This is a genomic window from Collinsella aerofaciens (genome assembly GCF_039062315.1).
GTDB lineage: Bacteria > Actinomycetota > Coriobacteriia > Coriobacteriales > Coriobacteriaceae > Collinsella > Collinsella aerofaciens_BG.
Genome location: NZ_JBCJBG010000016.1, coordinates 11,595 through 31,703, shown reverse-complemented (window position 1 = coordinate 31,703; position 20,109 = coordinate 11,595). Strand labels below are relative to the sequence as shown.

At 59.6% G+C, this 20,109-nt stretch carries 15 protein-coding genes; all 15 read left to right on the top strand.

The window, feature by feature from the left end; translation table 11 throughout:
* Positions 1 to 128 precede the first annotated feature (128 nt).
* Positions 129 to 3,008 (top strand): excinuclease ABC subunit UvrA, encoded by a 2,880-nt coding sequence (gene uvrA / locus ABCP74_RS07925; protein ID WP_343001474.1) that lies wholly within the window; start codon positions 129 to 131, stop codon positions 3,006 to 3,008.
* A gap of 132 nt (positions 3,009 to 3,140) precedes the next feature.
* Entirely contained in the window at positions 3,141 to 3,641 is a 501-nt protein-coding gene (gene ybaK / locus ABCP74_RS07920) for a Cys-tRNA(Pro) deacylase (protein ID WP_006236166.1), read from the top strand.
* A 105-nt stretch (positions 3,642 to 3,746) separates the two neighbouring features.
* Positions 3,747 to 5,327: a murein biosynthesis integral membrane protein MurJ gene (gene murJ, locus ABCP74_RS07915; RefSeq protein ID WP_117766040.1), complete on the top strand. Its 1,581-nt coding sequence runs from the start codon at positions 3,747 to 3,749 to the stop codon at positions 5,325 to 5,327.
* Between the two features lie 6 nt (positions 5,328 to 5,333).
* Entirely contained in the window at positions 5,334 to 7,274 is a 1,941-nt protein-coding gene (gene uvrC, locus ABCP74_RS07910; protein ID WP_343001473.1) for an excinuclease ABC subunit UvrC, read from the top strand.
* Positions 7,275 to 7,638: 364 nt separating this feature from the next.
* Positions 7,639 to 9,252: an ABC transporter substrate-binding protein gene (locus ABCP74_RS07905; RefSeq protein ID WP_035138897.1), complete on the top strand. Its 1,614-nt coding sequence runs from the start codon at positions 7,639 to 7,641 to the stop codon at positions 9,250 to 9,252.
* Between the two features lie 157 nt (positions 9,253 to 9,409).
* Positions 9,410 to 10,366, top strand: coding sequence for an ABC transporter permease (locus ABCP74_RS07900; protein ID WP_035138896.1), 957 nt, complete (start codon positions 9,410 to 9,412; stop codon positions 10,364 to 10,366).
* 3 nt (positions 10,367 to 10,369) lie between these two features.
* A complete protein-coding gene (locus ABCP74_RS07895) occupies positions 10,370 to 12,385 on the top strand; it encodes a dipeptide/oligopeptide/nickel ABC transporter permease/ATP-binding protein (protein WP_343001471.1) in 2,016 nt (671 codons plus the stop codon).
* Positions 12,386 to 13,213: an ABC transporter ATP-binding protein gene (locus tag ABCP74_RS07890; protein WP_006236159.1), complete on the top strand. Its 828-nt coding sequence runs from the start codon at positions 12,386 to 12,388 to the stop codon at positions 13,211 to 13,213.
* 80 nt (positions 13,214 to 13,293) lie between these two features.
* Complete coding sequence (locus tag ABCP74_RS07885; RefSeq protein WP_343001470.1) at positions 13,294 to 14,271, top strand: acetylxylan esterase; 978 nt, start codon at positions 13,294 to 13,296, stop codon at positions 14,269 to 14,271.
* 55 nt (positions 14,272 to 14,326) lie between these two features.
* Positions 14,327 to 15,115 (top strand): acetylxylan esterase, encoded by a 789-nt coding sequence (locus ABCP74_RS07880; protein ID WP_343001469.1) that lies wholly within the window; start codon positions 14,327 to 14,329, stop codon positions 15,113 to 15,115.
* A 68-nt stretch (positions 15,116 to 15,183) separates the two neighbouring features.
* Positions 15,184 to 16,104, top strand: coding sequence for a dihydrodipicolinate synthase family protein (locus tag ABCP74_RS07875; RefSeq protein ID WP_196025586.1), 921 nt, complete (start codon positions 15,184 to 15,186; stop codon positions 16,102 to 16,104).
* A 172-nt stretch (positions 16,105 to 16,276) separates the two neighbouring features.
* A complete protein-coding gene (locus tag ABCP74_RS07870) occupies positions 16,277 to 17,242 on the top strand; it encodes an ROK family protein (protein ID WP_006236155.1) in 966 nt (321 codons plus the stop codon).
* Between the two features lie 140 nt (positions 17,243 to 17,382).
* Positions 17,383 to 18,069, top strand: a complete 687-nt coding sequence (locus tag ABCP74_RS07865) for an N-acetylmannosamine-6-phosphate 2-epimerase (protein ID WP_022094877.1) — start codon at positions 17,383 to 17,385, stop codon at positions 18,067 to 18,069.
* 98 nt (positions 18,070 to 18,167) lie between these two features.
* Positions 18,168 to 19,088 carry an RNase adapter RapZ gene (rapZ, locus tag ABCP74_RS07860; RefSeq protein WP_022094878.1) on the top strand — a complete coding sequence of 307 codons (921 nt, stop codon included), beginning with the start codon at positions 18,168 to 18,170 and terminating at the stop codon, positions 19,086 to 19,088.
* A 6-nt stretch (positions 19,089 to 19,094) separates the two neighbouring features.
* Entirely contained in the window at positions 19,095 to 20,024 is a 930-nt protein-coding gene (gene whiA, locus ABCP74_RS07855) for a DNA-binding protein WhiA (RefSeq protein WP_343001467.1), read from the top strand.
* Positions 20,025 to 20,109: the final 85 nt, after the last annotated feature.

Sequence of the window (20,109 nt, the reverse complement as noted above, 5' to 3'; positions counted from 1 at the left end):
CGAGAAACAAAGCGCCCGATACGCAAAGCTAAAGGTCTGCGAATCTTGTATTACGAACATCTGTGCGCGTCGAGTGCGCTAAACTCATCGGCAGTATGATTCGATACAATAGGAGGCAAGGAGCTTCCATGTCTGATTCTTCTATCGTTATTCGCGGCGCTCGTGAGCACAACCTCCGCGATATCGATGTTTCCATTCCGCGTGACCAACTCGTGGTCATTACCGGTCTTTCTGGCTCGGGCAAGAGCTCGCTGGCATTTGACACTATCTATGCCGAGGGCCAGCGTCGATACGTCGAGAGCCTTTCGAGCTATGCGCGCCAGTTCTTGGGCCAGATGGACAAACCCGACTTGGATTCAATCGACGGCCTTTCGCCGGCGGTGTCGATCGACCAAAAGACGACGTCTAAAAACCCTCGCTCGACGGTTGGCACCGTAACCGAGATTTATGACTATCTGCGCCTGCTGTTCGCCCGTGTGGGCACCCCGCACTGTCCCGAATGCGGCCGCGTCATTGAGCGCCAGACGACCGACCAGGTTGCCGACAAGGTCTTGGCGGCGGGGGAGGGCCGTCGCGCGTTTGTGCTGGCACCGGTGGTGCGCGGGCGAAAAGGCGAGTACACCAAGCTGTTTGAGGACCTTCGCGCCGAGGGCTTTAGCCGCGTGCGTGTCGACGGTGAAGTGCGCTCGCTCGACGATCCGATCGATCTGGATAAGAAATTCAAGCACGATATCGAGGTCGTGGTCGACCGCATCGTGATTCGCGAGAACTCGCTGGGCCGTATCGCCGAGTCCGTTGAACAGGCGACTGCGCTGGCGCACGGCAATGTGAACGTATACTTGCTGCCCGACCGCGACGCTCCCGAGGGGACCGAAGGCGAGTTGCTGGAGTATTCGCTGGCGTTAGCGTGCCCGGAGCATGGACACTCCATCGATGACCTGCAGCCGCGTGATTTTTCGTTCAACGCTCCCTATGGCGCATGTCCTGAGTGCGACGGCCTGGGCTTTAAGAAAACCGTTGATGCCGAGGCGCTGATCGAGGACCCCTCGAAGTCCATTGCCGACGGAGTCTTTGGTAGCCTGTTTGGCAATTCGAACTACTATCCGCAGATTTTTGCTGCGGTCTGCAAACACTTTAAGGTGAGCACCGATACGCCGTGGGAGGACTTGTCCCCTCGCGTGCGTCGTGCATTCTTGGATGGCCTGGGCGATACGAAGATCTCGGTCGACTACCAAAAGCTCGACGGACGTCGCAGCCAGTGGGATACCAAGTTTTCGGGCGTTCGCAACATCCTGTACGAACGCTATACCGAGACGACGAACGAGAACACCAAGGCGCGCTTGGAGAAGTACATTCGCGAGGAACCGTGCTCGAGCTGCCACGGCGCTCGTTTGCGCCCTGAGATGCTCGCCGTCACCGTGGGCGGCAAGTCCATTTACGAGGTTTGTTGCCTGTCGTGCCGTGAGTCGCTCGAGTTTTTTGAGGGCCTGGAGCTCACCGAGCGCCAACAGTTTATCGGCGGGCGCATCGTCAAGGAAATCCTGGAGCGCTTGCGTTTTCTGGTCGATGTTGGACTCGACTATCTGACGCTCGATCGTGCCTCGGCGACGCTTTCCGGTGGCGAGGCGCAGCGTATTCGCCTGGCAACGCAGATCGGCGCGGGTCTCATGGGCGTGCTCTATATTCTGGATGAGCCCTCGATCGGTCTTCATCAGCGTGACAACGAGCGCCTGATCAAGACGCTCGAGCGCCTGCGCGATATCGGCAATACCGTTATCGTCGTCGAACACGACGAGGATACAATCCGTGCCGCCGACTACGTGATCGACATGGGGCCCGGCGCCGGCGTCAACGGCGGACACGTAGTCGCGGCGGGAACGCCTGCCGATATCATGGCTTGTCCTGAGTCGATGACGGGCGCTTATCTGACCGGCAAACGAATGATCCGGGTGCCTGATGAACGGCGCAAGCCCGGTCGCGGCTGCCTTAAAATTACGGGCGCTCGAGCCAACAACCTCAAAAACGTTACCGCCAAGATCGAGTTTGGTACGCTTACGGTTGTTACCGGCGTGTCGGGATCGGGCAAGAGCTCCCTGGTTACCGACACCATTGCGCCTGCCCTTACGAATGCCATTCACCGTTCGACGCGCCCTGTGGGTCCGTATAAGAAAATCGAGGGCATCGAGTGTATCGATAAGGTTATCGATATCGACCAGTCGCCGATTGGCCGCACGCCGCGTTCCAACCCTGCTACCTATATCGGCCTGTGGGATGATCTTCGCGCGCTGTTTGCGAGTACGCCGGAGTCGAAGGCGCGCGGCTACTCGCCGGGTCGTTTCTCCTTTAATGTGAGTGGCGGGCGCTGTGAGGCGTGCAAGGGCGACGGACAGATCAAGATCGAGATGCACTTCCTTCCCGATATCTACGTTCCTTGCGAAGTTTGCGGCGGTAAACGCTACAACCGCGAGACACTCGAGGTCACCTACCGTGGCAAGACCATCTCGGACGTGCTAGACATGAGCGTCACCGAGGCGCTGGCCTTCTTTGGGAATATCCCGCAGATTAAGCGCAAACTCCAGACGCTGTACGATGTAGGCTTGGGCTACGTGAGCCTAGGCCAGCCCGCCACGACGCTCTCGGGCGGCGAGGCGCAGCGTGTGAAGCTCGCTAAGGAGCTTCATCGACGCCAGACGGGCAAGACGTTCTATATTTTGGACGAGCCGACGACCGGCCTTCATTTTGAGGACGTCCGCCAGCTGCTCGATGTGCTACAGCGCTTGGTCGATGCGGGCAACACGGTGCTGGTGATTGAACACAACCTTGATGTCATCAAGGTTGCCGACCGCCTGATCGATATGGGTCCCGAGGGCGGTAACGGCGGCGGAACCGTCGTGGTTTCGGGCACACCGGAGCAGGTTGCGGACTGTCCGCAGAGTTATACGGGCAAGTTTTTGGCGCCGTTGCTCAGGCGCGACCGGGAGCGTCAGGCTCAACTTGATGCTCAATAAATAGGCGATTCAGTTTATGGGCGCCATCGACTCCTTGTGATTCGATGGCGCTTGCTGTGCCGAAGTGACGTATGCAGCCGAATTGGACATATACTTAATCTTTGCGTCCGAATGCGAGGGAAAGGATATGTCATGGCAAAGGCTGTAAAGACGCCAAAAACCAATGCGATGCGCGAGCTGGAAAGCGCCGGCATTTCCTATGTTCTACATACGTACGAAGACGATGGCGATGAGTCGGTGGGCCTGGGTGTCGCGATTTCGGAGCAGCTTGGCGAGGAGCCCGGTCAAGGATTTAAGACTTTGGTCTGTGTGACACCGTCCAACGACTATGTCGTGTGCTGCATCCCTGTTGCCGACGAGCTCGATCTAAAGTCCGCCGCGCGTGCCGCGGGGGAGAAGTCCTTGGCCATGATGCATGTGAAGGATTTGCTTGCGGCGACTGGCTACGTTCGCGGCGGCTGCAGCCCGGTCGGTATGAAAAAACGCTACCGGACGCTCATTGATGAGACGTGTGTCCTTTGGGATACCATTTTTATTTCGGGAGGCAAGCGTGGTTATCAGCTCGAGCTTGCACCCGATGATTTAATTGCATTTTGCGGGGCGACGGTTGCCGCGATTACGAGAGAGGACTGAGCGATGCCGCAGGAAGAATTGAAGCGCGGAGCTCATTTTGCAAGAAAATCTGCGCCTCAGACACCCTCGTCCGAAGCTTCTTCGTCGCGAGATGACACTGACGACATGGGCTCGTCGGACTACTCCACGGTTGGTCGTTCCGCCGGGCTTATGACCATCCTGACCATCGTGTCTCGCGTCACCGGTTTTATCCGCACGTGGGCAATGGCGGCCGCTATCGGCATGTCGCTACTCTCGTCCTCCTATCAGGTCGCCAACAACCTGCCCAATATGCTCTACGAACTCGTGATGGGCGGCATGCTCGTGACGGCGTTTTTGCCCGTGTACATGGGCGTGAGGCGTGAGCAGGGTCGCGAGGCCTCGAACGAGTACGTGGGCAACCTGCTTGGCATTCTGCTTTTGGTGCTGGGTGGCATTTCGTTGCTGGGGACCGTGTTCGCCCCGGGCTTTATCTGGACGCAATCGTTCCTTTCGGGTGACGGCGGCAGCATGGATACCGCTGCGTTCATGTTCCGTTTCTTTGCCATCCAGATTCTGTTTTATGGTTTGGGTTCGGTGTTCTCGGGCGTTCTCAACGCGCATCGCGACTACTTCTGGTCGACGTTTGCCCCGGTCCTCAACAATGTGATCGTCATTGCGAGCTTTATGGGTTTTGCGCCCGTGTCCGCACAGTTTGGCGAACGTGCCGGCATCATCTTGATTGCGGCCGGTACGACCCTCGGTGTCTTTGTTCAGATGGCATGTCAGATCCCCGCGCTTGGCAAGCACGGCGTGCATCCCCATATCCATATCGACTTTAAGGACCCCGCGCTGCGCCAGACGATTGCGCTCGGTATCCCGACGCTGCTCGCCACGGTGTGCATGTTTGTCTCGACTTCTATCACCAACGCTGCCGCGCTGGTGGTCCAGCCCGAGACTGGCCCTTCCGTCATCGCCTATGCGCGCCTGTGGTACACGCTGCCCTACGCGCTGATTGCCGCCTCGCTTTCGACGGCGCTCTATACCGAGCTCTCTCACGACGCACAGGAGAAGGATTACGACAGCGTTCGCACGGGCATTTCGCGTGGCGTCGCCCAGATGCTGTTCTTCCTGATTCCGTTCGCGCTGTACCTGATTGTCTTCGCGCGTCCGCTCAACATGATTTACTGTGCCGGCAAGTTCGATGAATCCGGCGTGGCGCTGGTGTCCGAGTTCCTTGTCTACCTGGCGTTCTCGCTGCCGCTCTACGGTGTGGTCGTGTTGATGCAGAAGAGCTTCTCTGCCTTGCTCGACATGAAGCCCTATAGCCGCTATTGCCTGTATTCTGCCATCGGCCAGGCCGGCTCGGTTCTGCTGTTTGGCGTTGTGCTGGGCTTCGGCATGCCGGCAATCGCGCTTTCGTATGTCGTCGACTACGTGATCTTGGTCGGTTGTTCGCTGTGGTGGCTGCGTCGTCGTCTGCGTGGCCTTCAGGTCAAATCTATCCTGCATGGCGGTTTCTTTGGCCTTTTGCTCGGTGGCCTGGGTGCTGCCGCAGGCGCCGGCGTCATGTGGGCGCTTGAGCACTTTGTCGGGGCACTTGGCGGCTCGATTCTGATTACTCTTGGCTATGTTTGCGTTGCGGGTGTCGTCTCGCTTGCTGTTACCTTTGGCCTTGCCGCCGTCCTTAAGATGCCCGAGGTCTCGGCGCTGCTTCGTCGCAAGTAGGTGCGCGTGGCCGGTCACGACAACATTCCAACGCTTGCCGAACAGGTTTCGCGCGTTCCCACACAACCCGGTTGCTACCTTTGGAAGGATGCCAAGGGCGATGTCATCTACGTGGGCAAGGCGAAAAACCTGCGCGCCCGTATGCGCCAATACGTGACACTGCAGGATGAGCGTCAAAAGATCCCGCTGATGATGCAGCTGGTGGCGAGCTTTGACTATATCGTGGTGGAGACCGAGCATGAGGCGTTGGTGCTCGAGCGCAATTTGATTGGTCAGTACCATCCGTACTTTAACGTCGACCTCAAGGATGACAAGAGCTACCCCTTTATCGCCATTACAAAGGGCGACCTGTATCCCGCTATCAAATATACGCGTGAGCGTCATAAGCCGGGAACGCGCTATTTTGGACCCTATACCGATAGCCGTGCGGCACGTGAGACGATAGATACGCTGCGCAAGGTTATCCCCATCTGCTCCGTATCCTGTGCGGAGTGGCGTCGTTGTCGTCGTATCGTCGAGTCCCACAAGGGCGAGGAAGACATCGTCAATATGATTTGCGCGCAAAACGGGCGTCCCTGCTTTGACTACCATGTCGGGCGCGGCCCGGGTGCATGTGTCGGCGCGATTTCCCCGGCAGACTATGCCAAGAACGTCAAGCGTGTCGAGCGCTTTTTGTCGGGCCATCGCAAGGATGTCGTCGATGAGCTGACCTCCGAGATGACGGATGCCGCCGAGGCGCTCGACTTTGAGCGCGCGGCACGCGTCAAACGTCGTTTGGAGGTCATCAGGGGTCTGGACGATCGTCAGCAAGTCGTTTTTCCCTCCAGTGTCGATATCGATGTCATCGGGTTCTATCGCGAGGAGACCATCTCCGCCGCTTGCGTCTTCGTCGTTCGCGAGGGCCGAACAGTTCGCACCTGCGAGTTCATTCTCGACAAGGGTCTTGATGTTGACGAGGAAGAGCTCCAGTCGGGCTTTCTTAAGCGTTATTACGACGAGACGGCTGATATTCCAGCTGAGGTCAACCTTTCCGTCGAGCTTGAGGATGCGGAGGCGCTGGGGGAGTGGCTTGCGGGCAAGCGTGAGCGTTCCTGCCATCTCCATAGGCCGCAGCGTGGCGAAAAGCACCGTCTGCTCGATATGGCATCCAAAAATGCGCGCCATGCCCTCATGCGCTACATGATGCGAACGGGGTACGCTGACGACCGCACCAATCAAGCGCTCCTGGAGCTCGAAAGTGCGTTGGCGCTGCCATCGCCGCCGTTGCGTATCGAGTGCTTCGATATCTCGACGCTGCATGGCACCTTTACGGTCGCCTCGATGGTGGTGTTTACCAACGGGCGCGCCGACAAGAGCCAGTACCGTCGTTTTAAAATTCAGGCCGAATTGGACGAGGCAAACGACTTCGTGTCGATGTCCGAGGTTTTGGGACGACGCTATGCTCCCGAGCGCATGGCCGACGAGCGCTTTGGCTCGCGCCCCGATTTGCTCGTTGTCGATGGCGGTAAGCCGCAATTGACCGCTGCGATCAAGCAACTTGAGGCTCTTGGGCTCGATATACCAGTTTGTGGCTTGGCGAAGGCCGACGAGGAAGTTTTTGTGCCCTGGGACGAGACTCCTGTCGTGCTGCCGACCGGGTCTGCTTCGCTCTATCTAATTAAACAGGTACGCGATGAGTCCCACCGATTTGCCATTACGTTCCACCGCGAGTTGCGCGATAAAGCCATGACGGTTTCGGTACTCGATGACGTTCCAGGCGTGGGACCCACCAGAAAACGTGCCCTTATGCGCCATTTTGGCTCGATGAAGCGTTTGCGCGCGGCGAGCGAGCAAGAGATCGCGGAAGTTCGCGGCATACCTGCCGATGTTGCCAAGGCGGTCCACGAGGCGCTCGTTGCATGGAATGCCGAGCGCGCCGAGGCGGCGGCTGGCCATTCCGATAGCTAAACACGAGTCTAAACAACTGATATACATGATTGCGCGATTTTCAACCATTTATTTCGCCATGATTGCCTGCTGGTTTCGGGTTTTATTAACGCTAAAACGTTTGACTAACCCAAGCGAAAACCCTGCTATCCTGCGGGTTGACGAAGACTGATATCTCACCTCGCCGATACATACTGTCTGGCGAATCGTTTGTCAATGAATTCGGTGAACGGTAGTAAATACCGTTCAAGCGTATGTATGTATCGGTCGCCGAGCGCGGCACCTCAGTTGGGTACGTCGGTAGGTAAGGTATATATCGTCCGCAAGTTGCGCGGGGGCAAGTCTAGGTGCTCCCGAGTAAGATTCTCTATTGATAGGAGAAGACATGGCCATCATCAACAAGGGTATGTCCAGGCGTTCGTTCCTCGGCCTCACCGGCAGCGTCGCTGCTGTCGCAGGGCTTGGTCTCACCGGCTGCGGTGGCAGCTCTAGCGACGAGGGTTCCGCTTCCGGTTCCACCGATTCCGCCAACCGTGGCGGCGGCGTGATCACCGCTGGTTCCGCTTACGCTCCGTCCAGCTTCGATCCCGCCAGCACCGGCTCCGCTGTGGGCCTGGGTGCTAACTGGCACGTCGTCGAGGGCCTCTACGGCATCGATTACCACGACTACAGCACCTTCAACGAGCTCGCCACCGACGATCCCAAGTCTGTGGACGACACCACTTTCGAGGTCACCATCCGCAAGGGCGCCAAGTTCTCCGATGGCACCGAGGTCACCGCTGACGATGTCGTTGCCTCCTACACCGCTTGCGCCGCTTCCGCTACCTATGCTCCGTTCTTCCAGCCCTTCGAGTCCATCGAGGCCAAGGACGCCAGCACCGTGACGGTCAAGACCAAGGTCCCCAACTTCTCCCTGCTCAAGGATCGTCTGGCCATCGTCCGCGTTACCCCGGCCACCCAGACCGAGGAGGATCGCGCCAAGCAGCCGATCGGCTCCGGCCCCTGGATGTACGACTCTATCTCCGATACCGAGATTACCCTGGTTCCCAACCCCGAGTACAACGGTGAGTATGCTGCCGAGGATAAGAAGATCCAGTACAGCATCCTGACCGACCCCACCGCTCGCGTTACCGCTCAGCAGGAGGGCTCCACGCTCGTTATGGAGCTCGTTACCGCTGACGCCGTCGACCAGCTCGAGAGCGCCGGCTGCAAGATCGATAACGTTCAGGGTTTCGGCACCCGCTTCATCATGTTCAACGTCGCCAAGGAGCCTTGGAACAACGTCAAGGTCCGTCAGGCTGTCATGTATGCGCTCGACACCGAGAAGATGGTCAGCAACACCTTCGCCGGCCTTGCCACCGCTGCCAGCTGCTACCTGCCCAAGAGCTTCACCAACTATCATGAGGCTTCCACGGTGTACAAGACCGACGCCAAGAAGGCTAAGAAGCTCATCGAGGAGTCTGGCATCACCCCGGGTGCCATCACCCTGCGCACCACCGACAACGAGCAGATTAAGGGCATGGCCGCCCAGGTCAAGAACGACCTCGACGCTCTCGGCTTCGATGTGACCATCCAGACCGATACCTCGCCGGCTACCTACGCTGCCATCGACGGCGGCGAGGCCTACGATATCCTCCTTGCCCCTGGCGATCCTTCCTGCTTCGGCGCCGACCCCGACCTGCTGCTCAACTGGTGGTACGGCGACAACGTCTGGATGCAGACCCGTTGCCCGTGGAAGGAGTCCGCTGAGTGGCAGAAGCTCCACGGTCTCATGGACGAGGCTCTTGCCGCCGAGGGCGACGAGCAGCAGAAGAAGTGGAACGAGTGCTTCGACATCATTGCCGACAACGCCGTTCTGTACCCCGTTGTCCACGTCAAGACCGTCTCCGCTTCCTGGGACGATCCGTCCACTGCGCCCAACGGCGAGGCCCTCGATGGCTTCAAGGGCATCGGCACGACGAGCATGTCCTTCAGGGGCGTTGCGACCGTCAAGGCGTAAGACTCGCTTGAGTCTGTATGCAGGATGTCGGTCGTTGGGACCGTATCCTCATAGTTGAAACAAAGACCCGGGCGGCAACGATGTCGCTCGGGTCTTGTAATGAGTATCCGTACTCATATACCAGTTGGTCCTACCGACAAAAGAAAGGGGAGAGAACGTGAACAACTTGCTACGTTTGATTGGAAGGCGTCTTGTGGCGCTGCCGATCATGGCATTGGGCGTCACCGTCCTGGTGTTCTTCCTTATGTCGTTCTCCAAGACCGACCCCGCCTACACGGCGTTGGGTGACGGTGCCTCGCCCGAGGCGGTTGCCGAGTACCATGAGAAGTATGGTCTGGACGACCCCTGGCCCGTGCGCTACGTGCGCTATATGGGCGATCTGATCCATGGCGACATGGGCACCTATGGTGCTGCTCGCAACTCCGTTGCCAAGCGCATCTCCACGGCCCTGCCCGTCACGATGCAGCTGACCTTCATCGGTCTTGCCATCGGTGCGGTCGTTTCGTTTTTGCTCGGCGTCATCGCGGCACTGTATCGCGACAAATGGCCGGACCAAGTGATCCGCGTCTTTTCCATCGCCGGCTTGGCAACCCCGTCGTTCTGGCTTGCCGTTCTGTTGATCCTGCTGTTCTCTTCCTACCTTAAGGTGCTCCCGGCATCGGGTGCTCTGCCTCACTTCACCACGAATCCGGTTGGCTATCTGGGACGTATGATCATGCCCGCTATCGCCTTGGCATTTCCGCTGACGGGCCAGATGACTCGTATCGTGCGTACCGCCATGGTCGAGGAGCTCGATAAGGATTATGTCCGTATGGCTCGCGGCGCCGGCGTTCCCGAGAAGGTCGTCGTCGGCATCAACGTTCTTCGCAATGCGCTGATCACCCCGGTCACCACCCTCGGTCTTAAGATCGGTTACCTCATGGGCGGCGCCGTCGTCATCGAGGTTATCTTCAACCTCCCCGGCATGGGCACCGCGATTCTGCAGGGCGTTCAGGGCAACGAGGCGAACCTGGTTCAGGGCGTCGTTATCGTCGTTGCTCTTGCCTTCATCATCATCAACATCGTGGTTGACATGCTCTACCTGCTCATCAACCCGCGCATCAGGACGGTGTAGATTATGGTAAAGATTCGAGAGAAGCAAACCGAGCAGCTCGAGAAGGCTGCCTCTAAGGGGCTCAGGCTCGGTGGCTGGAAGAAGATGACGCTGTCTTCTAAGATTGCAGCCGTCGTGCTGGTGCTGGTCGCCCTGACTGCGATTCTGGCGCCCCTTCTTGCCCCCTATAGCCCGGTCGAGATCTTTACGGCTCGCCAGGCTCCCGGCAACGGATTTATTTTCGGTACCGACGATAAGGGCCGCGACATTCTGTCGCGTATGCTCTACGGTGGTCGTTACTCGCTGATCATCGGCTTTGGCGCCACTGCCATGGCTCTGGTCTGCGGCTCGGTCGTGGGCGCCCTTGCAGCGGTTTCGCGCAAGGCCGTCTCCGAGACGATCATGCGTATCTTAGACATCATCATGTCCATCCCCGGCATCGCCCTCGCGGCCGTCTTCGTCTCCATCCTGGGCAACTCCGTGCCGTCGATCATCTTCGCCATCGGCTTTATGTACACTCCGCAGATTGCCCGTATCGTGCGCGCCAACATCGTGTCCGAGTACGGCGAGGACTATGTCCGCGCGGTCATCGTTTCCGGCGCCAAGGCTCCGTGGATTTTGATCAAGCATGTTCTGCGTAACTGCATCGCCCCGATTATGGTCTTCACCGTTACCCTGGTCGCCGACGCCATCATCTTCGAGGCCTCGCTGACCTTCATCGGCGCTGGTATCCAGGAGCCCACCGCTACCTGGGGCAACATCCTCGCCGACGCCCGCGGCGGCGTGCTCGCTGGCCGTTGGTGGCAGGCGCTGTTCCCGGGCCTGGCCATCATGATCACCTGCCTGGCGCTCAACATCCTCTCCGAGGGCATTACTGACGCCATGGCCGCTGCTCCCTCCGCTGCCCTGGATCCGACCGACTCCTCCAAGCGCCGTGAGGCCGACCTGCTGGTCTCCGACCCCGTTCGCGCTTACAAGGAGCAGGCTCAGTCCCTGTCCGCCCGTCTTGGCGCTCTGCGTGATGTCGAACTCAAGCGTAACGACCGCCATGTGCCCGATGAGTCCGTCGAGCCGATCCTTTCGGTCCGCGATTTCTGCATCCAGTTTGAGCACCACGGTGACATCAACGTCGTCGACCACGTCAACTTTGACGTCCGTCCTGGCCAGACCATGGGCCTGGTCGGTGAGTCCGGCTGCGGTAAGTCCATCACCACGCTGGCCATCATGGGCCTGACCGACGATGACGAGCATCTTTCCGGTGAGGTTCTCTGGGAGGGCCGCGACCTGCTCAAGATGAGCAAGAAGGAGTGGTTCGGCCTGCGCGGTACCGATATCGCCATGGTCTATCAGGACGCCCTGTCCTCGCTCAACCCCTCCATGCTCATTTCCGCTCAGATGAAGCAGCTCACCAAGCGTGGCGGCACCCGTAGCGCCGAGGAGCTCCTGGAGCTCGTGGGCCTCGACCCCAAGCGTACGCTCGAGAGCTATCCGCATGAGCTTTCCGGTGGTCAGCGTCAGCGCGTTCTGATCGCTATGGCCCTTACCCGCGACCCCAAGCTGGTCATCTGCGACGAGCCCACGACCGCTCTGGACGTTACCGTCCAGAAGCAGGTCATCAAGCTGCTTAACGACCTTCAGGCCAAGCTCGGCTTTGCCATGATCTTCGTTTCGCACGACCTGGCACTGGTCGCCGAGGTCGCTCATAACATCACGGTTATGTACGCCGGTCAGGTTATCGAGCAGGCGCCCACCAAGGAGCTGCTCACCAACCCGATTCACGAGTACACCCGCGGCCTTCTGGGTTCCGTCCTGTCCATCGAGAGCGGTTCGGGCCGCCTGCACCAGGTTCCCGGCGCCGTTCCGAGCCCGCGCGATTTCCCCAAGGGCGACCGCTTCGCGCCCCGCTCGAGCCATCCGCGCATCGGCCTGGACACCCGTCCGGTCTTCAAGCGCGTGCCCGGCACCGAGCACTTCTATTCCGAGCTCCCCGACGAGGTGCTCAAGGCAAATGGTTTGACCCCTCACGCGGAGGTGATGTAGATGAGCGAGACCGCAGTCAACGGCGTCGAGCCGATCATCTTCCTTGATGACGTCCACGTCACCTTTAGGACCCGTACCGGCTCGATTCTGCACCCCAACCTGGTTCACGCCGTCCAGGGTGTAACGATTAAGCTCATGCCCGGACAGACCATCGGCATCGTCGGCGAGTCCGGTTGCGGAAAGTCCACCACGGCTAACGTCATGTGCGGCCTGCAAGCCCCCACGAGCGGCAAGGTCTACTTTAAGGGCAAGGACGTCACCAAGCGTACCGCCGAGGACCGTCGTCACATGGGCCGCGTCATCTCGGTCGTGTTCCAGAACCCCGCGACGGCACTCAACCCCCGCATGGTCGTTCGCGAGCAGCTGCTCGATCCCATGCGCGTCCACAACCTGGGCACCGAGGCCGAGCAGGAGAAGCGCGTCAAGGAACTCTTGGAGCTCACCGGTCTGCCCAGTTCTGCCGCCGAGGTTCTTCCCGGCCAGCTTTCGGGCGGCCAGCGCCAGCGCGTCGCAATTGCCCGTGCCCTGTCGTTGAACCCTGACGCCATCATCGCCGACGAGCCCACCTCGGCTTTGGACGTTTCGGTCCGCGCGCAGATCCTCAACCTGCTGACCGATCTTAAGAAGGAGCTCGGCCTGGCCATGGTGTTCATTAGCCATGACATCCAGACGGTCCGCTACATCTCCGACGACATTATCGTCATGAATGGCGGCAAGATCGTCGAGCAGGGCGAGGCCAAGCAGGTCTTCCAGCACCCCCAGGACCCCTACACCAAGATGCTGCTCGGCGCTGCGCCGTCGCTGCTGCATCCCAAGCTCGGCGAGTAGCCTCGCTTTCCCTCCCGTGCGCCCGGTTCCCTTGCCGGGCGCACCTCCGTTGCGATTTCGAAAGGTTGGGTTCACGAGCCATGCCAAGTGCTCAGGAGCTACAACAGCAATTTGGTGAATATCGAGGCGCTATGCCCCGTCCATCGGATTTCGATCTCTTTTGGAAGGACCGCATGGCCGAGGCCGACGCCGTCGAGCTCGACTACGCGATTGAGGCGGCTTCGGTTGCGGATTCCGCGACCTGTCGGTTTTTCGACCTCTGGTATACCGGCATGTGTCGTGCACGCCTGCATGCCAAGTACCTTAAACCCGTCTCGGACGAGCTTGTGCCATTGGTACTTCAGTTCCATGGGTATCCGGGTGCGAGCCGCAGCTGGTTTGAGCAGGCGTCGTTTGCGGGCATGGGCATGGCGCTCATTGCTCTCGATTGTCCTGGCCAAGGAGGCCCCTCCGAGGACATTGGTGGATTTGAGGGCACGACGGTCGCGGGCCATATCGTCGCCGGTATCGACGGCGACCCGGCCAACCTCTACTATGTCCGCCTACACCAGGATATCCGCATTCTGTGCCGTATCGTTCGCGAGCTCGAGGGCATCGATCTTACCCGCGTGTATGTGAATGGCGCATCGCAGGGCGGCGGTTTGGGTATTGCAACCTGCGCGCTTAACAGCGAGCTTATCAATCGCGCCGCCATCCTCTATCCCTTCTTATCGGACTTCCGCCTGGTTTGGGATCTGGACGCCGACGATATTGCCTACGAGGGTCTGCGCTATTGGTCGCGTTGGTTTGACGAGGACTCGACTCGTATCGAGGAAGCCTATGCCAAGCTGGCGTACTTCGATTCCAAGAATTTTGCCCCCATGGTCAAGTGCCCCGTGCTGTTTGGCACGGGCACGGCCGATATCGTCTGCCCTCCGGCGACGCAGTTTGCGGTCTACAACAACCTGACCTGTGAGAAGCGTCATGAGTTCTTTGAAGGCTTTGGCCACGAGGAGATTCAGGATTTTGACGATCTGATCATTCCGTTTTTCTGTGAGGGAGGGGAGGCTCATGTCTAAGTGCGAGAGCAATGTTGACGAGCTGATAGTCCCCGGGCTCGTGGGAATTCCTGGAATGGTTTCGTCAAGGCTCACAGAATATCGGGACTGGCACGGTGATGTCCAAGCAGATGTTTCTGATTTAGAGACATGCGCTTCGAGCCTTGAGATTCAAGGCCTGGCCATTACGGCAATTGACTTTGTTAACCCCTGCGCCCGTTACTCGGAGGTTTCCTTTAAGCTCGGTGACGATGCGGTCCACGCTCGTTTGATTGAGCCTGTCGGTCGTGCCCGAGTATCTGAGCGCGTGCCGCTGTGCCTGATGTTCCATGACATCGATCGGCCTGTGCGCGGCTGGCATCACATGACGAGATTTGCCGCCATGGGGTATGCCGTCCTCGCGCTGGATGACGATGTTGCTGGTACGGACGACCTGCAGCGGGGGATTGCTTCGCCCGCTTTTGTCGAGCGCGTCCGTTGGGGTTGCGCGATGGCGAAGGTTGCGCGCAATCTTGATGGCGTGGACTCCGATCGCATTTTTGCGTGGGGCGAGGGCCTTGGCGGCGGTGTCGCGCTGGCGGTTTCTGCTCTGGACGAGCGGGGCCTCGCTTGCACGGCGGTTGCCAATCCGCTTCCCGGCGGTCTCGAGGTGCTGTCGTCTCGGGTGCGCGGATCGGTGCTCATGGGCACATCGCTTATGGACGCCGTGAGCGATCCCAAGGGTCAGTTTGCCGTATTCAACGGTCTTGAGTGTGACCGGAGGCATATCATCTATGCCAAATACGCTCACGAGCGCATCAATGCGTTCGAAAACGAAGTCGTCGACTTCTTTAACCAAACGTTCTACCCGTGTTCTTTGGCCTAGACGGCCTGGACACTGCTAACAAGAGTGGGCGGCATAGGGCCGCTCGCCAGACAACTAAGGAGATTCTTGTGGCAACTCAGAAATTCACCGGCGTTATCCCTCCCGTCGTTGTTCCCGATACCGAAGACCACCAGCTCGATGTTGCCTCCTTTGAGCGCAGCATCAACCGCATGATCGATGCCGGCGTCGATGGCCTGTTCTTCCTGGGATCCTCGGGCGAGGTCGTCTTCTCCACCGACGAGCGCCGTCGCCAGATTGTCGCCGAGGCCGTGCGCATCGTCGACCACCGCGTGCCTGTTCTGGTCGGCATCATCGACACCGAGACCGAGCGCATGATCGAGCACGGCAAGGTCGCTCAGGAGCTGGGTGCCGATGCGCTTGTCGCCACCTGCCCGTTCTATGCCCTGCAGGGCATGACCGAGGTCGAGGAGCACTTCCGCATCCTGCACGAGGAGCTCGACCTGCCCATCTTTGCCTATGACATTCCCGTGTGTGTTCACACCAAGCTCCCCTGGAAGCTCCTTGCTAAGCTCGGCGCCGAGGGCGTCCTGGCTGGCGTCAAGGATTCCTCGGGCGATGACATCTCGTTCCGCTACCTCATTCAGGAGAACGAGAAGAACGGCCATCCGATGAGCATCCTTACCGGCCATGAGGTCGTCGTCGACGGTGCCTATCTCGGTGGCGCCGACGGCTCTGTCCCGGGTCTCGCCAACGTTGAGCCCGAGGGCTACGTTCGTCAGTGGAAGGCCGCTCAGGCTGGTGACTGGGCTACCGTCAAGGCCGAGCAGGATCGCCTCAACGAGATTTCGCACATCTGGGATGTCACCTCGGGCGTCCAGGGCTATGCCGGTGGCGTCGGCGCCTTCAAGACCGCTATGAACCTCATGGGCATCTTCGACAGCCCGACCATGCCGCGCCCGGTGAAGGCCATGACCGGTGAAAACGTCGAGGCGATTCGCAAGGTCCTCCAGGACAACGGTCTCCTTTAAAGCTTTCCCAGGCACCCGACCTCGCCGTTCAACCGTGCGGCCATGACCCATTAGGTCAATGGCCGCACGGTTTCTCGGCGATCTCGGGCACCTGGAAAACCTTTACCGCGCTGTGACGGCTAGCCTGACGGCGCATTTCCTGTAGTTGTTTTTGTCTCCGAAGGAGAACGACATGGAGAACAAGTACGTCTGCTCTGTCGATATCGGCGGAACTAAGATCGCGACTGCCATCATGGAGTACCCGGCTGACGGCGGTGTGCCCCATCCCGTTTTTGAGGCTGAGGTTCCCACCGAGGCCCAGGAGGGTGGCGAAGCGGTCTTCCAGCGTATCGAGGCGTCCATCAAGGCTGCTCTTGAGGCGAATCCCGATGTCGAGGTCCTCGGAGTTGGCATCGGCGCTGCCGGTGTCGTCGACCCCAAGACGGGCGCCATCGCGTATGCCAACGAGATCATGCCCGGCTGGTCCGGCGTTCAGTTGGGGCCGCGTCTGCGCGAGGACCTCGGCCTTCCCGTTGCCGTTGTAGGCGACGTGCAGGCTCATGCTCTGGGCGAGGCCCACTGGGGCGTCGGCAAGGGCAAGTTCTCCGTCTTGTGTTTGGGCATCGGTACGGGCATCGGCGGCGCATATGTCGAGAACGGCCGCGTGATGCAGGGCTTCCATGGTGCTGCCGGCCATATGGGCCACATCGAGTGCTCGGCTGCCGCCGGCATTCCCTGCGCCTGCGGGCGTTCCGGCCATCTGGAGTCGGTTGCTTCCGGAACATCAATCGGGCGCATGTACGATGAGCGTTTTGGCCGCGTCGACCCCAGCCGTCCTTCGGTCGGCCGTGACGTGAACGACCTGTGCCGCGCAGGCGACGCGAAGGCGACCGAGGTCATTCATGACGCCGGCTTTGCGTTGGGCGCCAGCCTGGGCTCGCTCGCTAACATCCTGGACCCTGAGGTCATCGTGCTTTCGGGCGGCGTGATTCACCAAGGTCCCGATTGGCGTTCACAGACGTGGAAGGACTCGGTGCACGAGGGCTATGCCAGCCAGGCGCTCGACCCGCTTCAGGACACGCCGATTCTCATCGGCTCTCTGGAGGGCGACGCGCCGCTCATCGGTGCCGCCGAACACCTTCTTGCATCGTTGAAGTAAACATAACTACCAAGTGCGCCTTCTGAGGTGCCGCAGATTGACGTGAAAGAGGAGCGAAGCGTACTTCGGTACGTGAGCGACGGTTTGAACGTCAAGGTGCGGTGTCTCAGAAGGCTGTTTTGAGAAAGGTTGAGTCGAACATGACCGTTGATCCTTTGATCCAGTCCCTGAAGGGCAAGCTCGTCGTGAGCGTTCAGGCGTATATGGGCGAGCCGCTTCGTACGCCCGAGACCATGGCTCAAATGTCTCGCGCCTGCGAGCTTGGCGGCGCCGCCGCTATTCGTTGCCAGGGTCTTGCCGACATTGCCGCCATTAAGGGTCGCTGTGAGGTTCCTGTTATCGGCTTGTGGAAGGATGGACACGAGGGCGTCTACATCACGCCGACGCTGCGTCATGCTCGCGCCTGCGTTGCCGCGGGTGCTGACATCGTGGCAATTGATGCCACTGATCGCCCGCGCCCCGATGGCAAGACCGTCGAGGACACCTTCCGCCCGCTGCACGAGGAGGGTGTGCTCCTGATGGCCGACTGTGCCACCATCGAGGACATTCGCCGTGCGGTTGATATGGGCTTTGACCTGGTATCCACTACGCTTTCTCACGGTGTTGCCGCCATCGACTGCACCATGGCCGATGGCCCCGATCTGCCGCTTCTGCGTCAGGCGACCGAGGAATTCCCCGGTCTTCCCATCATCTGCGAGGGCCGCGTGCACACGCCCGAGGAGGCCCGCGCCGCGATCGATGCGGGCGCCTGGGCCGTTGTCGTCGGCACCGCCATCACGCACCCCACGAGTATTACAAGTTGGTTCAAGGCTGCGCTTGAGGCGTAAGACAGGCCTCGTATCCGCTTGGGGCGGTATACTCAATAAAGGCAATTGATCGCGCGGGATCCGCTGGCCGGGTCCCGCGCTTGTTTTAGGAGGCACACATGCAAAAGGGAGATGCCATGGATGCGGCGGAGCGCTCGGAGCGCATCCCCGATATCGTCATCATCACCGGAATGTCCGGATCGGGCCGAACGCAGGCCATGCATGTGTTCGAGGACATGGGCTATTTTTGCATCGACAACTTGCCTCCGCGTCTGATCGCCCAGCTTGCCGAACTCGTCGGCATCAATACGGGCGTGGGCAGGCATCTTGCCGTCACCTGCGACCTGCGCAGCCAGGGCTTGTTCGATGAGCTGCTCGATGCCGTTGCCGCGCTCGAGGAGCGCGAGATGAGCTGTGACATCGTGTTTCTCGAGGCCTCTGACGAGGTGCTGATCCGTCGTTATAGCGAAAACCGCCGCCGCCACCCCATTGCCAAGCCGGGGGAGACTACGGCCGATGCGATTCAGCGCGAGCGCCTGCAGCTGCAGGGCGTGCGCGATCGAGCCGATATGATCATCGACACGAGCCGCCTGCGCACCTCTGCCCTGCGCAACAAATTGCGCATGGCGTTCTCCGAGCTGTCCGACCAGCAGCTCATGGACGTTCACGTGTTCTCGTTTGGCTTTAAGCACGGCATGCCCGTCGAGGCGGACATTATGATCGACGTCCGCTTCCTGCCCAATCCGTTCTACGATCCCGAGATGCGCACCATGACCGGTCTCGATAAAAAGGTCTCCGACTTTGTTCTGGACCATCCCAAGACCCAGGAGTTCTGGAAGGCCTGGACGCAGCTGCTCGATACGGTCATGCCCGGCTATATCGCGGAGGGCAAGCCACAGCTTTCTATTGCCATCGGCTGCACGGGCGGTCAACACCGCAGCGTTGCCATCGCCGAGGCCACGGCACGTTATTTAGAAGGTGCCCAATATCATGTGAGCATTTCCCATCGCGACCTGTCGCGCGCCAACACGAAAGCATAGGCCTGCATGTCGTTTACCGCCGAGGTGCGTGACGAGCTCGCGCGCTGCGAACCCGAATGTGAATACTGCGATTTGTCGACGCTTGCCGCCCTGACGCGTGTGAGCGGTACACTTTCGCTGGCCGGCTCCGGGCGGTATCGTTTGACGGTCGCGACCGAGACGGGCGCCGTCGCGCGCACGATGATCACGCTGACGCATCGCATCCTTAAGCTCAAAACGGAATTCACCGTTCGTAAATCGGTCTTGCATAAGGTCCGTAACTATCTCATTACCCTGCCCGATCAGCCCGACCTGGACAAGGCTCTGGTGCTGCTGGGCATTCTCGACCGCAGGGGAGGGCTCGTCGCTGGTGTTCCCCGGCACATCGTTGCCCGTCCCTGCTGCAGGCTTGCCTACATCCGCGGCGCGCTCATCGCCGGCGGTTTCGTGGCCGATCCCCGCGGCGACTTTCATTTGGAGATCGCGGTGCAGGGCGAGCAGTATGCTCGGGGACTTTGCGATCTATTGGAGCAGATTGGGGTCCATGCGCGCGTTAACGCGCGGCGCGGATCCTTTGCTGTCTACATTAAGAGCGCCGAGGAGATCGAGCAGCTCCTAAAGCTGATTGGTGCCAAGCGCAGCGTTGCCGAGATTGAGGAGGCGCGCGCGGTCAAATTGGTTAAGAACGACGTAAACCGTCGCGTGAATGCCGAACTGGCCAATCAGACCAGAAGTGCGGGTGCCGCCCAGCATCAGCTTGCGTTGATCGATGAGCTCGAACAGCGGGGTTTGCGCGACACGCTTCCGGACGCCTTGGCAGTCTTTTGCGACCTGCGCGAGCGCTATCCCGATCTGTCGCTGCGCGATCTGGGCGAGATGGCTGACCCTCCCTTGTCGAAGTCTGCCCTGTACCATCGCGTTTTGAGGCTTGAAAAGCTCATTGAAGCAAACAAGTAGTTTGAAGTATCGACTTATATACGGATTTAGCTGCTATTTTATTCTTTAAAACGTTTTAACGTAAATTTGATTTTCAATTTCGAGC